Genomic DNA, 21,828 nt, shown 5'->3' on the forward strand with positions numbered 1-21,828 from the left:
ATGAAACTTAACAAAATAATTTTAGTAGCCTTTATATTAGGCTTAGTATTTACATCTTGTAGCGATGACGATGATAATAGTATTTCTGTTTCAGAAGTAAGTATTCAGGCAGGACAGGATAATTATGATGAGGCAGCAGCAAATGCAATCTTTACTATGGTATCAACCCAAACTTTTACCTCTGATATAGTAATTACATACTCTGTTTCAGGAACAGCAGAAGTAGGATCAGATTATGGAGTCGTATCTGGATCTTTAATTATGCTTGCAGGTGAATCATCAGTTGATTTGCCGATTGCTATTATTGATGATGCTGAACTTGAGGCTGATGAAACCATAATTATAACTATAGAAACTGTTGATGGAAGTTTGGATTTAATTTCAAATACCAATTCTGCAACTATTTCAATTATAGATAATGAAACAGCACCATTTGAAAATGGAATTTTAATCTCCCATGAAGGTAACTTCGGACAAGGAAATGCGTCTGTTTCGTTTGTGTCTTATGATTTACAAACAGTAGAAAACAACATTTACAGTGCAGTAAATTCTAATCCTTTGGGTGATACTGCTCAGAGTATTGGATTTAATGGTAATTTAGCATATATCGTATTAAATGTTTCTAATGCTATTGAAGTTGTAAATCGTTATACTTTTGAATCTGTCGCAACTATCAATACCGGATTAAATAATCCTAGATTTATTGCATTCGCAAATGGTAAAGGCTATGTTACTAATTGGGGAGATGGATCAGTAGCTACAGATGATTATTTAGCTATAATAAATTTAGCTAACAACACGTTAGACAGTCAAACTATTCCTGTTGAAGAAGGTCCTGAAGAAATTATAGCCAACGGAAATACATTGTACGTTGCTCATCAAGGTGGATTTAGTCAAAACAATATCGTATCTGTCGTAGACGCGACTTCTAACAATGTAACTGCTACAATTCTTGTTGGAGATGTCCCGAATTCTATGCAATTAGATAGCTCAGGAAATTTATGGGTACTAGCAGCCGGAAAACCTGCTTTTACGGGAGACGAAACTGCTGGAAAATTATCAAAAATTAATACAAGCGATAACAGTGTCACTTCTATAGATTTTGCTTCAACGGAACACCCAAATCACTTAGCACTAGATAATGGTACTTTATATTACTATATAGCTGGAAGCGTTTTTAAAATGTCTAGTAGCGCAACTAGTTTACCACCTAACGCGGAGTTAACAGGATTGAATTTCTACGGAATGACAGTTAATAACTCAGTATTATATGGCGTTGATGCAGCAGATTTTACGAGTAACGGAACATTGTCGGCTTACAATTTGTCTTCTAATATATTAGAAGCATCTGCGACAGTAAATATTATTCCTGGCGGAATTTACTTTAATTAAATATCATTTTAATAATTTCGCACAAAGTAACAGCATCAAAAAAAATATAATGAAATATAACCTTAAAAATATGATGGCGTTAGATTTATATCTAACATCATTAAATCAAGATGATTACAATGCTATTGCAGATCAGGTTGAGGGTAAAATTAATTATGTAATGCCATTGATGAGTTGGGATTTTCACAGTAATAATTTCATTAAGCAATTACAATTCGCCCAGCGTGAGCAAGATATATTAAAAGTGGTTCATTTAGGTGAGAAATATCGTTGGCATAACGATATACAATCTATTTTCAAACAGAATGAATTTGAAGCATTACTATTAACAGATCACGAACAGCGTATAGTTTGGGTGAACGGTGGCTTTACTGAGATGACAGGTTATTTCAAAAAAGAGGTCTTACATAGAACACCGCGCATATTGCAAGGTGCAGAAACATCTCTTACCTCTAAAAAAAGAATAAGAGAGAAGCTTAGTGAAGACAAGTCATTCTCAGAAATAATCACCAATTATAAAAAAGACGGTTCACCATACAAATGTGAGGTTAAGATTTTTCCTTTAAAGACTGATGAAACGACTCATTATTTAGCTCTAGAGCGACAAGTGAGTTAGTGATAGCTTATTTGAGTTTTAATAAAAAAGCCACTCTAATGAGTGGCTTTTTTTATTTTAAAATTAATATTATTTTAAATTTAATCGGTTTAGAATCACATCGTCTGTATCTATATACATGCCTTCTTCAAGAGGTTTAATGTTAAGATCTGTTTGTATTACTCTAAAATCTATGCGCTGTTGACTAAAACGTCCTAAACCTTGAATATCTGCAATTGCTGCAGCTAGAAGTGGTTCGTTAATATCACCTAAGGTTCCAAAGTTTCTTGGAGATTCAATTAATGTAATGTTTGGAGCTAATCCAGTTCCTGGAACTGCTACATCATTGACATTTATGGAATTAGCAACTAACGGTTGCATGGCATAAGTATGATTCGGGTTTATTTCACTTGAGGAAAAATCTGGCGAATCATAGATGGTAATTGATGCTTGGGTTTTACCTGTTGTAAAATCTCCAATTTGAACTACATCAATGTAAGCACTTAAACTATTTATAACTAATTCGCTTGCAGATGCAGAGCGACTCGTCGTCAATACATATACTTTGTTTAGGTTAAGACTATTAATGGTGTTGCCATTAAAGCTACTCACAAAGTCAAAATTACTATTAAGCTCTTGCAACCCGCTATTATAGACCAATTTAGAATATACATCTCCTGTAAATTGTCCAGTAATCATGCTTCCTAAATAGGATGCCGTGAGTACCGATCCTCCGGGATTATATCTTAAATCTAATACTAAATGCTGTACATTACTGGCCTGTAACTCTGAAAAGGCCTCATTAAGTTGATTGTCAAAATTTCTATTAAATCCATTATAAACGAGATACCCAACATTTTCTCCGTCCACATCAATGATAGTCGTTTGATGCACTGGATTTTCTGTATAGGTCTCTTTGGTAAGCGCTTGACTATTTGTAGTTGATGTAATGGTATCATCTTCTACGGTATCTGTACCGTTGTCATTATACGTTCCAAAATTTAAAGTATAGGAGTCTTGACCTAGTAACTCATTTAAATTGTTGACATTTAATGGCGTACTATTGACGGCATCAAAAACTTGACCACGCTGTAATCCTAAATTGCTAGCGATACTATTATTGAGTACTAATCTAATAATTCCAAAAACTTCTGTATCGCTTCCAGGCTCAAGATAAAGATTGAATTCTAGTCCGTTGCTTTTTGAAGTTCCTGCTAAAAGTTGCTCGAATGCAATATAATCATCTCTTATTACACTAAAACGGTCTACTGTTTCTCTTTGAAAAATTACACTTTCAAATAAATCTAATGGATCAGAAAAATCATTCAAATAATTACCATAATCTTCATTAGATGAAAAGCGATCATTTGCCAAATCTGGAATCTCACCTTTATAAAGATACCATGCATTCATACCTTTCCAAACAAAATCATTAATCTCACTGGCAGCAATAGCATTATCATCTCTATCATCAAAACAACTTGTCAATGACAAGGTCAAAATGAGTAGTAAACTAATTTTTAATAGTTTCATGTGTAGTTTTGTGTTTTAAAATTTCCGAAGAAAAAAGAGATCATAGCGTAATCTTACTTTATTCTGGAATTTTAGGTTAATTTTCCTTTTTAACTTGTAATAATACTGTAATCTAGTAAACTCTAAATTTACTTACATTATTGTAAATTAAAAAATATCCTGTAACAAAATCGAAACATGCTCGTCGTAATAATAAGAAGCAGAATTAATCATTTGTTTTTTAACTAACAACCCACTAATGACACAAACTGATTTTACAAAATTGGTATTGCCTTTTAAGGATAAAGTCTATCGTTTAGCAAAAAGACTTCTAGTTTCTCGTGAAGAAGCGGAAGATGCAACACAAGAGATTTTAATGAAATTGTGGAATAATAGCCAAAAAATAAAGGAGTATAGAAATATTGAAGCTTTTGCGATGACCATGACAAAGAATTTTTGTTTAGACAGATTAAAATCCAAACAGGCACAGAATTTGAAAATAGTTCATAGTAATTACGAAGAGAATAATACCTCATTAGAAAAACAAGTAGAAGCTAGAGATAGTGTAGATTGGGTGTCAAAAATAATTGAAGAATTACCTGAACAACAAAAAATAATATTACAGCTTAGAGACATAGAAGAGTATGACTTTGATGAGATTGCAAAAGTAGTAGATATGAATCCTACAGCAATTAGAGTCGCTTTATCAAGAGCTAGAAAAACGATTAGAGAAAAATTAACAAAGACACATCGCTATGGTATTCAATAGTATAGAAAAATTACTGGAAAAGTATGACAATGGTGAGACCACCATTAAAGAAGAGCAGAAGCTCAAAGCCTATTTTACTCAAGATGACGTTGTACCGCATTTAGAGTCGTACAGAGTAATGTTTCAATACTTTAGCACAACAAAACAAGAGGATTTATATACAAAGGACGTTCCATTAAAAACTAAAAAGAGTAATATCTATCAATGGATTTCTGTCGCAGCGTTATTAGTACTCTCGTTAGGGATTTTCACCACCCAATTTGGTGATAATAAAAAGACATATAGTGAATTAACTATGCAAGAGCAAAAAGATTATGACCAAGCAGTAGAAGTTTTTAGTCTCGTAGGTTCAAAATTTGATCAAGGCGAGAGTAACATGGCAGCTTTTGGATTAATGTCTAACAAGTTATCGCAAGGTGTAGGTAAATTCGAACACGTTTCTGAGTTTTCAGAAGCAACAAATAAAATGTTTAAATCAAAAAAGAAAAAACAAAACAAGTAAAGCCTTAATTTAAAACTACAATTATGAAAAATTTTAACGAATACGTAATCAATAAGAAAAACGTGAGTAAAAAAGTAATATTAATAGTCGCACTAGCTTTAATAAGCTCAGTCTCTTTTGGACAAAGTATGTTTGACAAGTATGAAGATATGAAAGGTGTCAGCTCTGGAGTTATCAATTCAAAAATGTTTAGCATGATTGCAAGTATAGACATAGATTTAGATGATCCAGATGCGCAAAAATTTATGGAAATGGCTAAGAAAATCCAAAGTGTTAAGATTTTAAGTACAGGTGACTCTGCTATTTCTGCAAATATGAAATCAGATGCAGAGAGCCACGTGAATAAAGCAAATCTATCTGAATTGATGCGTTTTAAGGATGGTGATCAAACTGTAAAATTCTATGTAAAAGAAGGAAAAGATGAGAACCATGTTAAAGAATTGTTCATGCTTATTAGTGGTTTGAAAGAATTAACCAAAGATTCAAAAATAGAAATTAACGGTGAAAAACGTGAATTTGAAACTGTGGTAGTGTCCATTACAGGTGATATCGATTTAAGAGAAATCTCTAAAATCACTAGCACGATGAATGTACCAGGAGGTAAGAATTTAGAGAAAGTTGGTAAAAAGAACTAATTACAAAACGAGCATGTTGAAAGCGTTGTCAATCAAAAGGTGACTAATAGCGAACAACATGTGGCCATTGAAAACAATAGATATAAAATCATGAATACATCAATCAAAATTATAATCAATTTGTTTATTTTGGTTGTGACTTTACAAAGTTGCAACCAAGATCAAACATTGCAAACGTTTTACGTAGACAATGAATTAGCACCAGGGTTTACATCATTAGATGTGCCAGTTAGTATGTTGCAAATAGATGAGGAGTCACTTACCGAAGAACAATTGGAAGCCTATGAGTCTATTGAAAAATTAAGCTTGATTGCTTTTGTTTTAGATGAAAGCAATAAGGAACAAATGGACATTGAATATGCTAAAGTGCAGAGTATCTTAAAAGACGCTAAGTATGAAGAATTGATGCGTGGCGGAAATTCTACAGATGGAAAATTTGTTATTAAATGCACAGGAGATGGAGATCGCATCGACGAGTTTATTCTCTTCGGAAATTCTAATACTTCAGGATTTGGAGTTATAAGAGTACTAGGAGACGATATGAATTTTAATAAAATCGCACAATTGGCTGCTGTATTGCGGGAGTCAGATATTGAAAATTCGCAGTTAGATAAGTTTTCAAATTTCTTTAAATAAAGGTATCATACCTCTTTACAAGTAATTTAAAGCCATGCATGGCATTGATTTAAATGTTAATAGCCACTTCACGTCTGACCACTGGAAGTGGTTTTTTTATGCGTGTCTTAATCAGAAATAATAAATTAATGATCTAATTCTTACTTAGTCTCTGTGTTTTTAAAGGCAATACTAATCAAATAAACAGCCAATAGTATTAACGCCGAGAACAATAGGGCTTTTACTATCAAGTAATCCAGAACACCCAAAATACCAGCGACTAAGAAACCTGCAAAAATTAGTGCAGAGAATAAAAGTGTCAATGTGTTTCTAGTTGGCATGTATTATAGATTATATCCCTGTATAGTTGCTCGGGCTAATAGCTTTTAATTCCGTTTTTATAGCTTCGGAAACAGCTAAGGTATCAATAAACTCTGATATAGATTTCTTGTTAATTGTTTCATTAGTTCGTGTTAAGCCTTTTAGAGCTTCGTAAGGATTAGGATACGCTTCACGTCTTAAGATTGTTTGGATTGCTTCCGCAACTACAGCCCAATTATTCTCTAAATCTTGAGCAAACTTAGGTTCGTTAAGCAATAATTTGTTTAATCCTTTTACTGTAGATTTAAATCCAATGATTGTATGTCCAAAAGGGACACCAACATTTCTAAGCACAGTACTATCGGTCAAGTCACGTTGCAATCTAGAAACAGGTAGTTTTGCAGATAAGTGCTCAAAAATAGCATTGGCGATGCCTAAATTACCTTCTGAGTTTTCAAAATCAATAGGATTCACTTTATGTGGCATTGCGCTACTTCCAACTTCTCCTTCTGTAATTTTTTGTTTAAAATAGTCCATAGACACATAGGTCCAAACATCGCGATCTAAATCAATAAGGATGGTATTGATACGTTTTAGAGCATCAAACAAAGCAGCCATATGGTCGTAATGTTCAATTTGAGTTGTTGGGAATGAGTGTTGTAAGCCTAGTTTCTCTTGCACAAATTTAGTTCCAAAAGCCTTCCAATCCATATTTGGATACGCGACTTTATGTGCATTGAAATTACCTGTGGCACCACCAAACTTTGCAGCACTTGGAACGTCATTTAATAAATTAAACTGCTCTTCCAAACGCACTACAAAAACTTGGATCTCTTTTCCTAATCGCGTAGGAGAAGCAGGTTGACCATGTGTTCTTGCTAACATTGGAATGTCTTTCCAGTCTTCTGCAAGGGCTTTAAGTTTATTTAGAACTTCGAAGTATTCAGGCACATACACGTCATTCACAGCATCTTTGATGCTCATTGGTATGGCTGTGTTATTGATGTCTTGAGAGGTTAATCCAAAGTGAATAAACTCTTTGTATTTAGATAAGTCTAAGGTGTTAAATTTCTCTTTTATAAAATATTCAACGGCTTTTACATCATGGTTTGTAATCGCTTCAATATCTTTTATAGCTTGCGCATCTTCCGAAGAAAAAGAGCTGTAAATAGCTCTTAAATCTTCAAAAACTGAGGGGTCAATATCTGCTAATTGCGGTAGGTCCGCTTCACAAAGCGCAATGAAATATTCAATTTCTACTAAAACACGATACTTTATAAGTGCTTCTTCAGAAAAATAAGGTGCAAGATTGCTAACTTTACTTCTATAACGACCATCAATAGGAGAGATGGCATTAAGTGATGATATTGACATTGTGTTTTTTTTTTTTGAAGCGCTAAAGATAACATTTGATTCTCGATTAATGTGGGTGGAACTGCTATTTTTTAGATTTCACTTTTCGTAAAATTTGTTTTGCCCTTGCCTTAAAACCGTGACTTTGCTTTTGGAAGTCGCGCTCTAAAATCAAGACTAATTCTATATGAATCCACTCATAATAACATCCTAAAAGAAAATGCGTAGTCATAGAATAGACTTAAGTTGCGTTTTTTTCGTCGTTTATCATCCAATCCAAACACGCTTCTATAATTTTTTATTTATGCTTGGGAAGTAATACAGTCTTTAATATATAATCCTGTTTTGAATACTAAACGATAGTCAAATACTCACATACTTTTGCAACAGGTCTCACTTCGGAATCTAGATGAACACGACGTGTATTTTTAGTAAAATCATCTAAATAGGGGACGCTAGCGTCAAGATATTTACCACATAGAAACTCAAAAGAGTAAGGGGCCCGACATGAAATTTTATCATCAACCATAAATAAAAGGGTTGTAACTTCGGAATCAATTCCTTTTTGGTAAGCACCATATTGGCAAAATGCAATCGTTTTTCTTGTGAGTGATTTACATCCTTTAATTCTTCATAAAGTTCTTTTGTAGTCAATTTGATTTACTTATTTTTAACGCTTCTAAATTACCTAAATTTAAAAAAATGAAAACTGTTAAAAAAATCCTAGTCGTTTTACTTGTTGTGTTTATTATCATGCAATTTTTTGGACCAGAAAGGAATGAAGGTGATATCACAACTATAGATGCATTTATTGCAGAAACTAATCCGCCGAGTGACGTTAAAAATATCTTAGAAAACACCTGTTTTGATTGTCATAGTAATGTGACAAAATATCCATGGTACAACAAAATAACACCTGTGAACTATTGGTTAGCAGATCACGTGGAAGACGGAAAAAAACATTTTAATGCATCTGCTTGGGAGAGTTACAGCCTGAAGAAAAAAGATCATAAAATGGATGAGTTGATCGAAGAGGTTGAAGAAAAAGAAATGCCTTTAAAATCATATACATATATTCATGGTGATGCTAATCTTACAGATGAGCAAATTACCGCAGTGGTTACCTGGGGAAAAGAAGTGAGAGCAAAATATAGTGCGGACTTAAAGTAGAGCTTTCTCATATGTTTTTAAAATTTTAAATTTGAGTATTTAAATTTTATAATGTTGAATGAATAAAAAATTATTAATCATCGGGTTCGTATGGCCGGAGCCTAGAAGCTCTGCTGCGGGAAGTAGAATGATGCAGTTAATTTCGTTTTTTCAATCTCAACAGTATCAAATAGCTTTTGCTAGTGCTTGCGCTAAAAGCGACAATGCATTTGACTTATCATCAATAGGAGTTGAAAAAGTTACTATAGAACTCAACCATTCTAGTTTTGACGATTTTATTTTAAAATACAATCCAGATATCGTGATCTTTGATCGGTTTATGAGTGAAGAGCAGTTTGGTTGGCGCGTTTCTGGGCAATGTCCTAATGCGATAAAAATCCTTGATACAGAAGATTTGCATTTTTTACGACGCACCAGACAGCAGGCCCTTAAGGACAATGTTGAGGTTACTCATGATAATTTGTTTAACGAGACTACTACCAAACGAGAAATTGCAAGTATCTATCGTTGTGACTTGAGTTTGATTATTTCTACTGCAGAAATGGGTTTACTCCAAGATACGTTTAAAATAGACAGTTCTTTACTGCAATATCTGCCTTTTCTTGTTGCTCCAATTTCCGAAGTAAAAAAACAAGAACTTCCGAGTTTTGAAAATAGACAACATTTTATATCCATTGGTAATTTTCGTCATGAACCCAATTATAATGCTTTACTCTATTTAAAAGACACCATTTGGAAAGGGATTAGAGCGCTATTGCCAAATGCGCAATTACACAATTATGGATCGTATGCGTCACAAAAAGTGAATCAGTTACATAACGAAAAAGAGGGTTTTTTAATCAGGGGGTTTACAGAAGATGTCAATGAAGTCATGCAACAATCCAAAGTGCTTTTAGCACCCATTCGCTTTGGAGCAGGATTAAAAGGTAAACTTTTTGATGCCATGCAAAACGGGACGCCATTTGTGTCAACTTCTGTTGGATTAGAAGGGATTGTTAAGGATATTAAGCAAGACTTTATTGGTGATACTCCTGAAGAGTTTATTAGTCATTCTGTCGCTTTATATACAGATACTTTTACTTGGAGCCAACAACAAGCTTTAGGCTTTAAGATTTTAGAACAGCAATTTTCTAAAATTCATTTTGAGGGTAAGTTTGAAGATCGATTATTGTCTTTGGTAGATACTATAAAAGCACACAGACAACAAAATTTTATAGGACAGTTGTTACAGCACCATACGTTGCAAAGCACAAAGTACATGAGCAAGTGGATTGAGGCTAAGAATTCTTAGTTCTGTTATTCCTGCGAAGGCAGGAATCTAGGAGTTACAGATTAGAATATTAGGTTTCTGACTTCGAAGGAATGACGAAAGTGTTACTTCAACTTCGCTTAATTTGATATGGGTTGAATGATCAACCTTACATAGTTGTCATTGCGCCACTGTTGGTGTTTTTCACCAACAGTTTTTTTAAAAGTTTTAATTTTGATTTTTTATAGATTGTTTGTTGGTGGACAACACCAACAAAGGCAGAGTGCTTCAACTTCGCTTAATTTGATATGGGTTGAATGATTAACCTTACATAGTTGTCATTGCGCCACTGTTGGTGTTTTTCATCAATAGTTTTTTTTAAAGTTTTAATTTTAATTTTTTATAGATTGTTTGTTGTTGAAAAGCGCTAATAAAGGCATAATTTTTAGTTTTACTATTCATGCTTGAACATGAATAGTAATGTCTCTTTAATTAATTAACTACTCCGTATTTTCTTCCATCGTATGATACACGTCTTGCACATCATCATCTTCCTCTAATTTTTCGAGAAGTTTCTCTATATCTTGAGCCTCTTCTGCGGATACTGCTTTTGTGACTTGTGGAATGCGTTCAAAGCCACTAGAGAGTATTTCTATATCTCTAGACTCTAATTCTGCTTGGATAGCGCCAAAGCTTTCAAAAGGTGCGTAAATTAAAATCCCGTCGTCATCTGCAAAGACTTCCTCTGCACCAAAATCTATAAATTCTAGTTCTAATTCTTCAGGATCTAAACCTTCAGCATTAATTCTAAAATTACAAGTACGATCAAACATAAATACAACAGAGCCTGAGGTGCCTAAACTGCCATCACATTTGCTAAAATAGCTGCGAACATTAGCAACCGTTCTGGTATTATTATCGGTTGCAGTTTCTACCAAAACAGCAATACCATGAGGTGCATAACCTTCAAAAATGACTTCTTTGTAATCGCCTTGACCTTTTTCGCTTGCTTTTTTGATAGCACGCTCAACATTTACTTTAGGCATGTTAACAGACTTGGCATTTTGGATTACTGCACGCAATCGAGAGTTAGCATCGGGATCTGGACCGCCTTCTTTTACTGCCATAACAATGTCTTTACCAATACGAGTAAAGGCTTTGCTCATTGCAGACCATCGTTTCATTTTTCTTGCTTTACGAAATTCAAAAGCTCTTCCCATTGCTGTTGTGTTTATGTGATTTTAATTAGATTCAAAATTATCGAAATTTCGATAGAATCACAATATAAAGTTCAAAGTAAACTAATCTTGATACATTTTTTGTCTTAATTCAGGATTTTTAGGATTTGGCAATAATTGTTTTTCAGACTCGACATATTCAGAATATTTTATAAATCTAAGTTTCAAACTTAATTTTGCGGCATTAAATTTAATAAATTTTGAAGAACACGTTGCGATTCTTCAATATAAATATCGGTTTTAATATCCTTTAAAATGGCTTGATTAATTGTTTTTTTGTCGTCATTATAACTGATGATTTCCTTGGTGTATTCTGTATTTTTAACTGTAAATCTTGCACTATGATTTTCAAGAGGTGTATTGATTGTGTTCCATTGGTTTTTATACCTTATCATTTCGCTATAGACATTGTCTAAAGTCAATGGATACTCAGTGTCTAGTTCAAAATAGTTTTTTATAATTAATTTATTCAGACGTTTAAGAGCATTAAAAGTAGCATCATTATCGATACGTGATAAGCTTTTTTTCTTTAATTGCTCAATAGGGAGTTTCTTGAGTTTTGGAAAATTTTGAATACCAGCAATAGAATCATTTTTAAGTGCATATGCTATAAACTCTTCTTGAGTATTAAAACCATCATAAAGATTTGGTAATATAATATCTGGAATGACTCCTTGTGCTTGGTGGCTTTTGCCCGTAACGCGATAAAATTTCTCTACAGTCATTTTAGAAAACCCTAAAGCTTCATTCGTGTCTATAGGGATAATTACTTGGGCAGAGGCTTTGCCATGTGTTGCAGAGCCAATCATTACAGCGCGATTATAATCTTGCATAGATGCAGCAAAAAACTCAGATGCTGATGCACTATAATTATTAACCAAAACAACTATGGGTTTTGTGAATAAAGCACCTCTATTCATATCGTTAATAGTGTAGGTCTCGCCATTTGAGTATCTCAAAATAGAGAGTGGTCCTCTATTAATAAACATGCCAGAAAGATCTGCAGCTTCTTTCATGGAACCACCGCCATTAAATCGTAAATCAAGAATTAAGCCTGCAATGTTTTCTTTTTGAAGCTTGTATAATTCTTTAGCGACATCATTCGCTAAACCTAACCCGTTAGGTGATTCTAAATCCGAATAAAAACTAGGAATACTAATATAACCAACTTTAGATTTGTCTTCTATAATATAACCAAAGACTGTGTTTTCTTCTGTTTTTGTCTTGGTTTTTGTGAGCTCAATGTTTTGAAGTGTCCCGTTTTGCTTTTTAATTTTAAACGTTATGGTATTATGGTTTTGGTCACTTGTAAATGCTAACACATCTTCGTCAGAAACACAATAGGTTTCCAAAGTTTTCATGTTTGTTGATAGTGATTTAATCACATCATTAACTTCAATATCTACATTATTAAAAGCGGCACTTCCAGGAGTGATGTGAACAATAATAATATCGCCATCATCATTTTTTGAAGTAATTATTCCGAAAGATAATTGATCATTGGACAGGGCGTTTACAAACATTTCTTTTTCCGAAGCATTAAAAAAAGAGGAATTAGGATCTTGATAGTGTAAATAAGCATTTAAAAAGGCTTCCTTCACAAAATTATCAACGCTTCCTAATCTATTTTTGAGCTCTTCGAGTTTGCATAATTCTTTTTGAATTACCTTAGGTTTTAAAGCGCTTTCAAGAGCTTTGAAGTCATTTTTAATATGTTCTAATACCGAATCATTTTCAACAAGTGTGTATAAAATATTATAGCGTAAACGTTTACTCCAGTAGTTTTTTAGTGCTTCATCATTGTTAAAATATTTAAAGGTAGTTTCTGGTTTGAATATCAGAGTATCTTTTCCTGTATAGTCAAAATCTTCGGTTTCTATATTAGAAATTACACGTTTAGTGTCTTCAAGACGTGCAGATAGGATGGTTGTATAGTTGTTGATAAACTCACAACTCCCTGTATTGATATAGTCATCTAATGTGAACCGATCATGTTCAAATTGAGCTACATCACTTTTTGTAAACAAGCGTTTGTCTTCATCCAAACTGTTTAAAAACAAATCAAAAACGTGCGTGGATAAACTATCATCAACAACTTTTGGTTGGTAATGGTTGATCTTAATAGTTCTTTTCAGTGCTATGATTTGGTCACAAAACAACCCGTTGTTTTGACCGTAGCCAAAAAAAGAAACTAAAGACAACAGTAAAACAAAATATGAACTTTTTAGCATAAATGTTTATATAGTGCGCACTCTAGAATGAAATAATAACTAAGGATTCGTGCCTACTCTTCAACCTCTACGATGGCTTCAATAGCATCTGCTAGTTTAAAGTCTTTTTCTGTAACACCGTTTTCGTCATGTGTAGATAATGAGATTTTAAGCATATTGTAAACATTTGTCCAGTCTGGATGGTGACCTTGAGCTTCACATTCAAACGCAATTCTACTCATTGCACTAAAGCAATCTTTAAAATTATCAAATTCAAACTCTGCGTATAATGTATTATTTCTATGTTCCCAATCAGGGAAGCGAAGTAATCGTTTTTCTATATTTTCATCTGTTAATAAACCCATAACTTTATTTTTTACTTAAAAGTAACGTATTTTTACTGTAAAATAAAAGTTATTGAGCTTTCAAATTATTAAAAAAGACAAACACATTGTTTTTTATCGTAAAGTTTTATTTCGTTAGGTCTTCAAGCACCTCTGTACTTGTGATTTCTAAATGTTTTGGGAGTTTGTTGAATTTTGGTAAAACTGCTAAATAACGATCCTCATTGGTGGTGTACACATGTTTGTAAAGCACCTCGTTTTTTGATGTAATTTGTTCAACAATATCTTTAAAATAATCATCATGATGCACTAAATCTGTGCTTCCCAAATGAAAAATTCCATATTTATCTTGGTTGATAATGTAATGAATTTGTTGCGTCAATTTTGAGTCTGTGGTCACATTCATTATGATATTCGGGAAAATTTCAATCGCAGTTTTATTTTGTAAATGCTGCTTTAATTCTTTTAGTCGTGGTGATTGAGAACCCAAAACCATGGGTAATCTTACGATCGCTACTTTTTTCTTCGGAAGACGTAGTAACATGTTTTCAATCTTAATTTTAAAATGACCATAGATGCTTCCGCTCAAGGTTTTATCCAATTCATAGCTAGGATATTTACTGTACGCATCAAATACATTTGCAGAGGATAAGAAAATGAGTTTGCAATTGTGTTCTACAAGATATTCGGCAATATGTTGATGAGCGATGGTTTGTGCTCTGAATTCGCCACGTAAACAAGAAATGATAATAGTAGGCTTTGTCGCTTTTAAAACCTCATAAACATCATCTTCTTCAACATTATATTGAAAAAACTGATGGTTGTCTTCAAATATTTTTTTCGGAATACGGTACGTGCCAAACGTCCTAAAGTAACCCAAAAGCTCTTTGTAAATGGCATTACCTATAAATCCGCTAGCACCTAAAATTAAGATGCGATGTTTGCTCGAATATTCCTTCATTAAATCTGTCTTCAATCTAATTTAAACCCATTGCGTAGTTTGGTCAGATTTTGACAATAGTGCCTAAATTTTAAAAGTATTATCTCCAAAATCCTTATTTTATTCTCTAGTTCCAAAATTTCTGGAAAGGAAAAAAATAAAGTTTTGTGACTATTAAGTTTAATTGTTATCAAAATGTACGACGAGTTTTTATTAGAATATTTTAGCCCTTATAAAAAGGTAATTTAATCACAGTTGCTGGAACTGTGTTTTTACGAATTTGAATATGTAATTTGGTGCCAACCGCTGTTAAAATTGTCGGTACATAACCCATGCCAATACCTTTACCCAAACTTGGAGACATGGTTCCCGATGTTACGTTACCAATCGTTTTTCCGCTAGAATCAACAATATCATAACCTTGACGTGGTATGCCACGTTCATCTATTTCAAACGCCACTAATTTACGTTCTGGTCCACGGCGTTTTTGATCTTCTAAAGCTTCAGAGTTTATAAACTTTTTTGAGAACTTTGTAATCCAGCCTAAACCCGCTTCAATAGGTGAGGTGGTGTCGTTGATATCATTTCCGTAGAGACAAAAACCCATTTCTAAACGCAGTGTATCACGAGCAGCTAATCCAATAGGTTTTGCACCAGCCTCAGTTACTTTATCCCAAATTTGCTGTACTTCATTGTTCTTGCAGTAGATTTCAAATCCGCCACTTCCGGTATAGCCAGTCGCCGAAATAATCACATTCTCAATACCCGCAAAGTCTCCAACTACAAAGTTGTAAAATTTAATCTCTGCAAGGTTATGGCTTGATAAGCTTTGCATGGCTTCAACCGCCTTAGGGCCTTGAATGGCTAGTAACGAATAGTCTTCGCTTAAATCGCGCATCCTTGCACCAACATCATTTTTAGAAGAAATCCAGTTCCAGTCTTTTTCAATATTACTAGCATTAACAACCAGTAGATAGCTTTCTTCCTTAATTTTATAAATGAGGAGATCATCTACAATGCCGCCATCATCATTAGGTAAACAGCTATATTGCGCTTTGCCAATTGTTAATTTTGACGCATCATTACTGCCTACTTTTTGAATTAAATCTAACGCATGAGGACCTTCAATTAAAAACTCTCCCATATGCGATACATCAAATACGCCAACACCAGTTCGTACCGCTTCGTGTTCTACATTGATACCATCATATTGTACTGGCATATTATATCCTGCAAAAGGCACCATTTTGGCACCAAGCGCTTCGTGAGTTGCTGTTAAGGCTGTATTTTTCATCAAAAAAGTAGTTTAGGTTTCCGTAAAATGGAAAACGCTTTGTTAATTGTTTTATTAAAGAATTGAACCACAAATGTATCGAAAAATATTTGTTCTTTAGACTGTGCTTCGGCATAAAAACAGATTATAAATATGTTAATATTAAAATAATTTTTTAAGAATAAGGAGATAATCATTAATTTTAAATGTTTAAAAACTGAACCTCATGAGACTTTTATTTACAATACTTATTACACTGATTTTTTCCTTCTTAAGTAGGGCCCAAAACGGAACACCAGAAGATTATCTAAGTAAAGAATTCCATAAAGAGCGACGTGATGCTCTACGTGCAAATATGCCAGCCAATAGTGTTGCTGTATTTTTTGCAAACCCAGTTCGTAATCGTGCCAATGATGTCGAATATGTCTATCATCAAGATCCTAACTTTTATTACCTCACTGGTTATAAGGAGCCTCATGCTGTTTTAGTGGTTTTCTCTGAAAGTCAGTACACTTCCGAAGGAAGTAGCATTAATGAAAAACTTTATGTGCAACAACGAAATACTCAGGCAGAACAGTGGACAGGTCGCAGATTGGGAACTGAAGGTGCAAAGGCAGAGCTAGGATTTGATAATGCCTACAATGGCAATGAATTTTTAGATTCTAATATCGATTTCGCTTCTTTTGACAAAGTGATGTACGAAGATTTTAGAGATGATTATAGAGATACGAGAGATGAAGCCGACCTATATGATTTGGTGCAGTCGTTTAAAACGCAAATAAAACTTATTAATAATTATACGATTGAAAATAAAACGGAGGTTATTGAAGTGGAGGCTAATGCTAATATGGAAGCAGAAACTGTAAAAACAGATACTAGAACCTTGTCACGGTTAATGGCAGGATTACGAGAAATAAAAACTACCGATGAGTTGGTGTTACTTAAAAAAGCAGTACGGATTTCTGCCATGGGACAACGTGAAATTATGAAAGCGATGCATCCAGGAATGTCTGAAATCGAAGTGCAAGGTGTTCATGAATATATCTACAAAAAATACGGAAGCGAATATGAAGGCTATCCAAGTATTGTTGGTGCAGGGAATAATGGTTGCGTGCTGCATTACATCGAGAATTCTAAAATGAAAGTAGAAAATGATCTTGTCCTTATGGATTTAGGTGCAGAGTATCATGGCTATACAGCAGATGTGACGCGAACAATTCCTGCAAACGGGAAATTTAGTGACGCGCAAAAAGCTATTTATGATATTGTCTATGACGCCCAAGAAGCGGGTATAAAAGCAACCGTTATTGGCAATACGATGCAGTCTCCAGATGCTGCAGCACGAGCAGTGGTGTATCAAGGTTTAATTGATTTAGGGATTGCGAAAAACGCAACAGATGCGAGACAATATTTCCCTCACGGTACATCGCATCACATTGGTTTAGATGTTCATGATCCAGGAACGTATGGACAGTTACAAGCTAATATGGTGATTACGGTAGAACCAGGAATTTACATCCCAATGGGGAGCGATTGTGACCCAAAATGGCATGGTATTGCTGTACGTATTGAAGATGATATTTTGATTACAGAAAACGGACCCATAAATTTATCTGCGGAAGCGCCTCGCACCTCTTCGGAAATTGAAAAGTTGATGACAAAGAAGAGTGTTTTGAATGGGTTGGAATTGCCCGATTTGGATTAGGAATTGCTACGAAGGCAGGGATCTCTATGGAGTTAGAGAAACAACATTGGTTAAATTAACACATTCAGTAATTCTGTCTCCACTGCTTATATTGGTGTTTTTTACCGATATTTGTTGGTGGAAAACACCAACAACGGCCGAAATATTTTCTTTTATATTTCATTTCTTAAATTTCGGGTAATGTCCTTGGGTCTAATCAGTTTAATTAAATTGACTTTTTTTACAACCATAAACAAGAGTTATTGAATTATAATCTCTGAAATTAAATGTGCAGCTTCTTTATTATGGTCTGCAATAAAGTTATTTGCAGCAATATGCAGTTTAGCTATTTCTATTGTTTTATTTGTTGAGCTTTCCGATATATTTAAATCTAAATCAAATATAATAACGCGTTCCCTTTCTTTGGTCGCATCAAAATTTTTCATGTTTGAGGTTTCAAGAAAACAAACAATATCATAATTTAATTTGTCATATTTCTTGTTTGGGATTCTTTTTAAATCAAATTCAAAAGGTTTAAATTCAGATGACATCTCATAATTAAAGTCAACGGCACTAGTAGATTTTCTTAGCTTTCGCTTTATCTTTCTGGCTAAATCCAAATAAAAATGAATGTAGTGTGTGTCATCTTCAATTACAAATAATACTGATTTTGATGACGTGACTTTTTTAACTGTATTGTTTTCTATTAGTTTAACACCAATCTCTAAATCTTGTGAAAAACTAAATAATGAGGAGCATAAGACTATTGTAAATAAGTAAAGTTTTTTCATAAATAGGCCACAATTTAACTAGTCAAAGCTAGTCAATTATAGACTCACATCCAGTATAACGAATCAAAAGGTTGTCATTATCATCTTGAGAAACATCAAAAGAAACGCCTTTAAATTCAGCATTAAAACGACCTTTGCCTTTCGTGTTCACAATTTCTGAGAAAGTTTTATCTTCATGATCAATGTGCATCACAGCTTGAGCGCATAAATTATCATTTTGCACATAAAACACCAAATAATGCTTTTGGTCTTTTTCTACATAATCTGATAACCAAAATCTAAGATTATCTTCTCCAACGATTTCAATTTGATGAACCACTTCTCTTTGATATACTTTGCTGAGAACCCCGTTATTTAGAAAGACAGGATTGTCTGTTTCACAAGATGATCTATCACATGAGTACAAAGACGATAGGAGTAAAGCGCTAAGCATACATTTTGAGATTGTTGGATTCATCTGGTTGTATTTGTTATTGTAGTAAGGCTAACGTAATTGTGTCTTTCTAAATTGTACCCAACAAAAAGGCCTTCAATCCTTCATAATCTGAAATCTGTAAAGCGACTTTCTCTTTACCCATTACCGCTTCAATTTGAGGTGGTAAAGCAACTGTAGTTTTAATTACGTCTTCAACTACATCTAAAAACTTAGTTGGATGCGCTGTTTCTAAAAATACACAGTGTGCATTTGGGTTGGTCTTCAAATGATCTTTACAGCCTAAGTAACCAATAGCGCCATGAGGATCTGAAACGTAATTATAGCGTTCGTAAATCTCTAGAAGTGCTGTTTTTGTCTCATCGTCTGTATAACTAAAAGAAGATAAATTGGCTTGTAAGCGCTCAAAGTCATTATTGTAAATCTCTTGAATGCGTATAAAATTACTTGGGTTTCCAACATCCATAGCATTACTAATGGTGGGTACAGATGGTTTGGGATTGTAATGTTCTGTTTCTAAATATTCTGTAACTACATTATTTGCATTATTAGAGGCGATAAAATGTTTGACCGGTAATCCTAATTGTTGCGCTACCATTCCTGCGCAGATATTTCCGAAGTTACCACTAGGAATAGAAAACACAATGGCATCATGTTGATTGTGCAATTGCTTATAAGCAAACATGAAATAGAAGAGTTGTGGTAACCAACGCGCCACGTTGATAGAATTAGCAGATGTTAATTGCATTTTACTAGTCAATTGGGCATCTAAAAATGCTCTTTTAACCATGTCTTGACAATCGTCAAACACACCATCAACTTCTAAAGCAGTAATATTTTGACCAAGCGTTGTTAGTTGTTTTTCTTGAATATCACTCACTTTCCCAGAAGGATATAATATTACAACATTCACACCTTTAACTCCTAGAAACCCATTGGCAACAGCACCTCCTGTATCTCCAGAAGTAGCAACTAAAACCGTCACTTCATTGGTGTTATTTTTATTAAAATAAGCTAAACATCGAGCCATAAAACGAGCGCCAACATCCTTAAAAGCCATCGTTGGTCCATGAAATAACTCCAATGTTGAGATCTTATCATCCAGTTTCACAACTGGAAAATCAAACGACAACGTCTCTTCAACAATCGTTTTTAAAATGTCTTCTGGAATTTCTGGACTTACAAATTGTTTAATCGCTTCAAAGGCAATTTCAGGATACGATTTACTATCAATATCTTCAAAAAATGAGACAGGTAACGGCTTTATTTCCCTCGGAAAATATAAACCTCTATCTGGCGCAAGTCCTTTGATAACTGCGTTTTCGAAATTCGTATCTGGTGCTTTTCTATTAAGACTATAGTAATTCATAATTGTAAGACCGAAGACTGAAGACCGAAGCTTAAATTGTGCTTCGATTTTAAGTTTCGGATTTTTATTTTAATTTTTTTCTAAAGGCAATCATCATATTCATTAGTGAATGGGATTGTAAATAAAATGAATCGAAACGCTCGATTTTAATATAACTTGATCGTTTTGCTTTAAATAAACAGGTCACGACTTCTGCTAAATCCATTATTTTTTGTCAAATAATCAATTTTTCAAACTTGAATGTATTCATAATGTCAGTTGTTTTATTGTCTCATTAAAAATCTAATTCTGTCTAGCTTCACCGCCTGTTATTGGTCATTATTTTTTTCTCTCTTCCGTCCACTTTTTCCATCTGAGTAATTCGGTTTTCGGTCATCCGTATTTGGTCCTTTTAGCCAATAATCTTAACCCCTTCCGTATTAATCTTCGACACGTAAACTACAAACGGAATCCCAGTTTTAGAGTACACCTTTTTAATGGCTTTAGCTACACTTTTAGCATTCCTATGTCCGTAGCATAAATTAAAAATTGAGGGTCCAGATCCTGAAATCCCACAACCTAAAGCGCCATTGTCAAGTGCAGTTTGTCTAATCACATCAAAGTGTGGAATCAGTTTACTGCGATGAGGTTCTACCACAACATCTGTCAATGATCTACTTAATAATTTATAATCACTGGTGTGCAAGGCGTGCACCAAGCTCCCAACATTTGACCATTGGGTAATGGCATCTTGTAATGGGATCTGCTTGGGAAGAATTGCTCTAGACTCTGACGTCTTTACTTCAATTTGAGGATGAATAATCACTGCAAATAGATCTTTTGGTGTTGGTAATTGCAACACCTCAAGAGGTGCAACAGACTTAACTAATGTGAAACCGCCAAAAATAGCAGGAGCAATATTATCTGCATGCTCACATTGACTCGCCAGAGCTTCGCCTTTCATAGCAAAGTTGGTGAGTTGTGTTTTGTTATAAGGTTGTCCTAGAAGTTCGTTCATCCCAAAAACACTACCAACAGCACTAGCTGAACTACTGCCAATACCACTTCCTGGTTTTATGTTTTTGTAGATTTCGATTTCAAATCCGTAATCTGGTTGTGCATCTTCAAATAATGCTAATGCAGAAACCCCAGCCACATTGTTTTCGGCTTCAAAGGGTAAATCGTAACCTTCAATTCTAGTGATATGAATGCCTTTTTTATCGGTTTTTCTAATGACCATTTCATCGCCAATAGTGTCTAGGCAAAACCCGAGAACATCGAATCCGCAAGAGACATTGGCAACTGTTGCTGGAGAGAAAATTTTTATCTCGTTCATATATTATTTTCCGCAATTGCGAACTCGTTTAGTTTCTGTTTTTCCGAAGAAAACGTATTTATTTTTATTCCCGTCCGAGTAAGCACTGCATACTGGGACCGAAAACTATTTACTTCTT

The 21,828-nt window shown here is 34.1% G+C and carries 21 protein-coding genes; 9 read left to right on the forward strand and 12 right to left on the reverse strand.

Features of this window, described 5'->3' with window-relative positions; all coding sequences use genetic code 11:
• Both H593_RS0116440 and H593_RS0116445 read left to right on the forward strand, forming a co-directional pair.
• Complete coding sequence (locus H593_RS0116440; protein WP_084142358.1) at positions 1-1,392, forward strand: DUF5074 domain-containing protein; 1,392 nt, start codon at positions 1-3, stop codon at positions 1,390-1,392.
• A 49-nt stretch (positions 1,393-1,441) separates the two neighbouring features.
• Positions 1,442-2,008, forward strand: coding sequence for a PAS domain-containing protein (locus tag H593_RS0116445; RefSeq protein WP_028873417.1), 567 nt, complete (start codon positions 1,442-1,444; stop codon positions 2,006-2,008).
• A 69-nt stretch (positions 2,009-2,077) separates the two neighbouring features.
• On the opposite strand, the gene H593_RS0116450 is transcribed toward H593_RS0116445, so the two are convergent.
• A complete protein-coding gene (locus H593_RS0116450) occupies positions 2,078-3,520 on the reverse strand; it encodes a S41 family peptidase (RefSeq protein WP_028873418.1) in 1,443 nt (480 codons plus the stop codon).
• A gap of 238 nt (positions 3,521-3,758) precedes the next feature.
• Between H593_RS0116450 and H593_RS0116455 the strand changes: the two genes are divergently transcribed.
• The 4 genes from H593_RS0116455 (at position 3,759) to H593_RS0116470 (ending at position 6,041) form a co-directional block, all read left to right on the forward strand.
• Positions 3,759-4,268 (forward strand): RNA polymerase sigma factor, encoded by a 510-nt coding sequence (locus H593_RS0116455; protein ID WP_028873419.1) that lies wholly within the window; start codon positions 3,759-3,761, stop codon positions 4,266-4,268.
• Positions 4,255-4,770 carry a hypothetical protein gene (locus tag H593_RS0116460; protein ID WP_028873420.1) on the forward strand — a complete coding sequence of 172 codons (516 nt, stop codon included), beginning with the start codon at positions 4,255-4,257 and terminating at the stop codon, positions 4,768-4,770. The genes H593_RS0116455 and H593_RS0116460 overlap by 14 nt, the downstream gene beginning before the upstream one ends.
• A 23-nt stretch (positions 4,771-4,793) precedes the next feature.
• Positions 4,794-5,405 (forward strand): DUF4252 domain-containing protein, encoded by a 612-nt coding sequence (locus tag H593_RS0116465; RefSeq protein ID WP_051229796.1) that lies wholly within the window; start codon positions 4,794-4,796, stop codon positions 5,403-5,405.
• Between the two features lie 90 nt (positions 5,406-5,495).
• Positions 5,496-6,041 carry a DUF4252 domain-containing protein gene (locus tag H593_RS0116470; RefSeq protein WP_028873422.1) on the forward strand — a complete coding sequence of 182 codons (546 nt, stop codon included), beginning with the start codon at positions 5,496-5,498 and terminating at the stop codon, positions 6,039-6,041.
• Between the two features lie 140 nt (positions 6,042-6,181).
• Here the strand turns inward: H593_RS0116470 and H593_RS20905 are convergent, their stop codons facing one another.
• Together H593_RS20905 and purB are read right to left on the reverse strand one after the other, a co-directional pair.
• Positions 6,182-6,361 carry a hypothetical protein gene (locus H593_RS20905; RefSeq protein WP_147230910.1) on the reverse strand — a complete coding sequence of 60 codons (180 nt, stop codon included), beginning with the start codon at positions 6,359-6,361 and terminating at the stop codon, positions 6,182-6,184.
• Positions 6,362-6,371: 10 nt separating this feature from the next.
• Positions 6,372-7,715 carry an adenylosuccinate lyase gene (gene purB, locus H593_RS0116475; protein WP_028873423.1) on the reverse strand — a complete coding sequence of 448 codons (1,344 nt, stop codon included), beginning with the start codon at positions 7,713-7,715 and terminating at the stop codon, positions 6,372-6,374.
• Between the two features lie 681 nt (positions 7,716-8,396).
• Between purB and H593_RS0116480 the strand changes: the two genes are divergently transcribed.
• Together H593_RS0116480 and H593_RS0116485 are read left to right on the forward strand one after the other, a co-directional pair.
• A complete protein-coding gene (locus tag H593_RS0116480; protein WP_028873424.1) occupies positions 8,397-8,864 on the forward strand; it encodes a heme-binding domain-containing protein in 468 nt (155 codons plus the stop codon).
• 58 nt (positions 8,865-8,922) lie between these two features.
• Entirely contained in the window at positions 8,923-10,155 is a 1,233-nt protein-coding gene (locus H593_RS0116485) for a glycosyltransferase (protein ID WP_028873425.1), read from the forward strand.
• Between the two features lie 458 nt (positions 10,156-10,613).
• On the opposite strand, the gene H593_RS0116490 is transcribed toward H593_RS0116485, so the two are convergent.
• From H593_RS0116490 to gcvT, 5 genes are all read right to left on the reverse strand, one after another.
• Positions 10,614-11,333 (reverse strand): YebC/PmpR family DNA-binding transcriptional regulator, encoded by a 720-nt coding sequence (locus H593_RS0116490; RefSeq protein ID WP_028873426.1) that lies wholly within the window; start codon positions 11,331-11,333, stop codon positions 10,614-10,616.
• A gap of 188 nt (positions 11,334-11,521) precedes the next feature.
• On the reverse strand, positions 11,522-13,582 hold the full coding sequence (locus tag H593_RS0116495; protein ID WP_028873427.1) for a S41 family peptidase: 2,061 nt from the start codon (positions 13,580-13,582) through the stop codon (positions 11,522-11,524).
• 53 nt (positions 13,583-13,635) lie between these two features.
• The gene (locus H593_RS0116500; RefSeq protein ID WP_028873428.1) at positions 13,636-13,926 is read right to left on the reverse strand and encodes a 4a-hydroxytetrahydrobiopterin dehydratase; all 291 of its coding nucleotides are present in this window, start codon (positions 13,924-13,926) and stop codon (positions 13,636-13,638) included.
• A gap of 106 nt (positions 13,927-14,032) precedes the next feature.
• On the reverse strand, positions 14,033-14,866 hold the full coding sequence (locus H593_RS0116505) for a sugar nucleotide-binding protein (protein ID WP_028873429.1): 834 nt from the start codon (positions 14,864-14,866) through the stop codon (positions 14,033-14,035).
• Positions 14,867-15,068: 202 nt separating this feature from the next.
• Positions 15,069-16,139, reverse strand: coding sequence for a glycine cleavage system aminomethyltransferase GcvT (gene gcvT / locus H593_RS0116510; protein ID WP_028873430.1), 1,071 nt, complete (start codon positions 16,137-16,139; stop codon positions 15,069-15,071).
• A 205-nt stretch (positions 16,140-16,344) separates the two neighbouring features.
• On the opposite strand from gcvT, the gene H593_RS0116515 reads away from it, so the two are divergent.
• Positions 16,345-17,823 (forward strand): aminopeptidase P N-terminal domain-containing protein, encoded by a 1,479-nt coding sequence (locus H593_RS0116515; protein WP_028873431.1) that lies wholly within the window; start codon positions 16,345-16,347, stop codon positions 17,821-17,823.
• A gap of 239 nt (positions 17,824-18,062) precedes the next feature.
• On the opposite strand, the gene H593_RS0116520 is transcribed toward H593_RS0116515, so the two are convergent.
• The 4 genes from H593_RS0116520 to H593_RS0116540 all read right to left on the reverse strand — a co-directional run bounded on the left by H593_RS0116520 (position 18,063) and on the right by H593_RS0116540 (position 21,710).
• On the reverse strand, positions 18,063-18,593 hold the full coding sequence (locus H593_RS0116520; protein WP_028873432.1) for a hypothetical protein: 531 nt from the start codon (positions 18,591-18,593) through the stop codon (positions 18,063-18,065).
• A gap of 28 nt (positions 18,594-18,621) precedes the next feature.
• A complete protein-coding gene (locus tag H593_RS0116525) occupies positions 18,622-19,050 on the reverse strand; it encodes a hypothetical protein (protein WP_028873433.1) in 429 nt (142 codons plus the stop codon).
• A 46-nt stretch (positions 19,051-19,096) separates the two neighbouring features.
• Positions 19,097-20,395 (reverse strand): threonine synthase, encoded by a 1,299-nt coding sequence (gene thrC / locus H593_RS0116530; RefSeq protein ID WP_028873434.1) that lies wholly within the window; start codon positions 20,393-20,395, stop codon positions 19,097-19,099.
• A 391-nt stretch (positions 20,396-20,786) separates the two neighbouring features.
• Positions 20,787-21,710, reverse strand: a complete 924-nt coding sequence (locus tag H593_RS0116540) for a homoserine kinase (protein WP_028873435.1) — start codon at positions 21,708-21,710, stop codon at positions 20,787-20,789.
• Positions 21,711-21,828 lie beyond the last annotated feature (118 nt).

The organism is Psychroserpens burtonensis DSM 12212 (genome assembly GCF_000425305.1).
Classification (GTDB): Bacteria; Bacteroidota; Bacteroidia; order Flavobacteriales; family Flavobacteriaceae; genus Psychroserpens; species Psychroserpens burtonensis.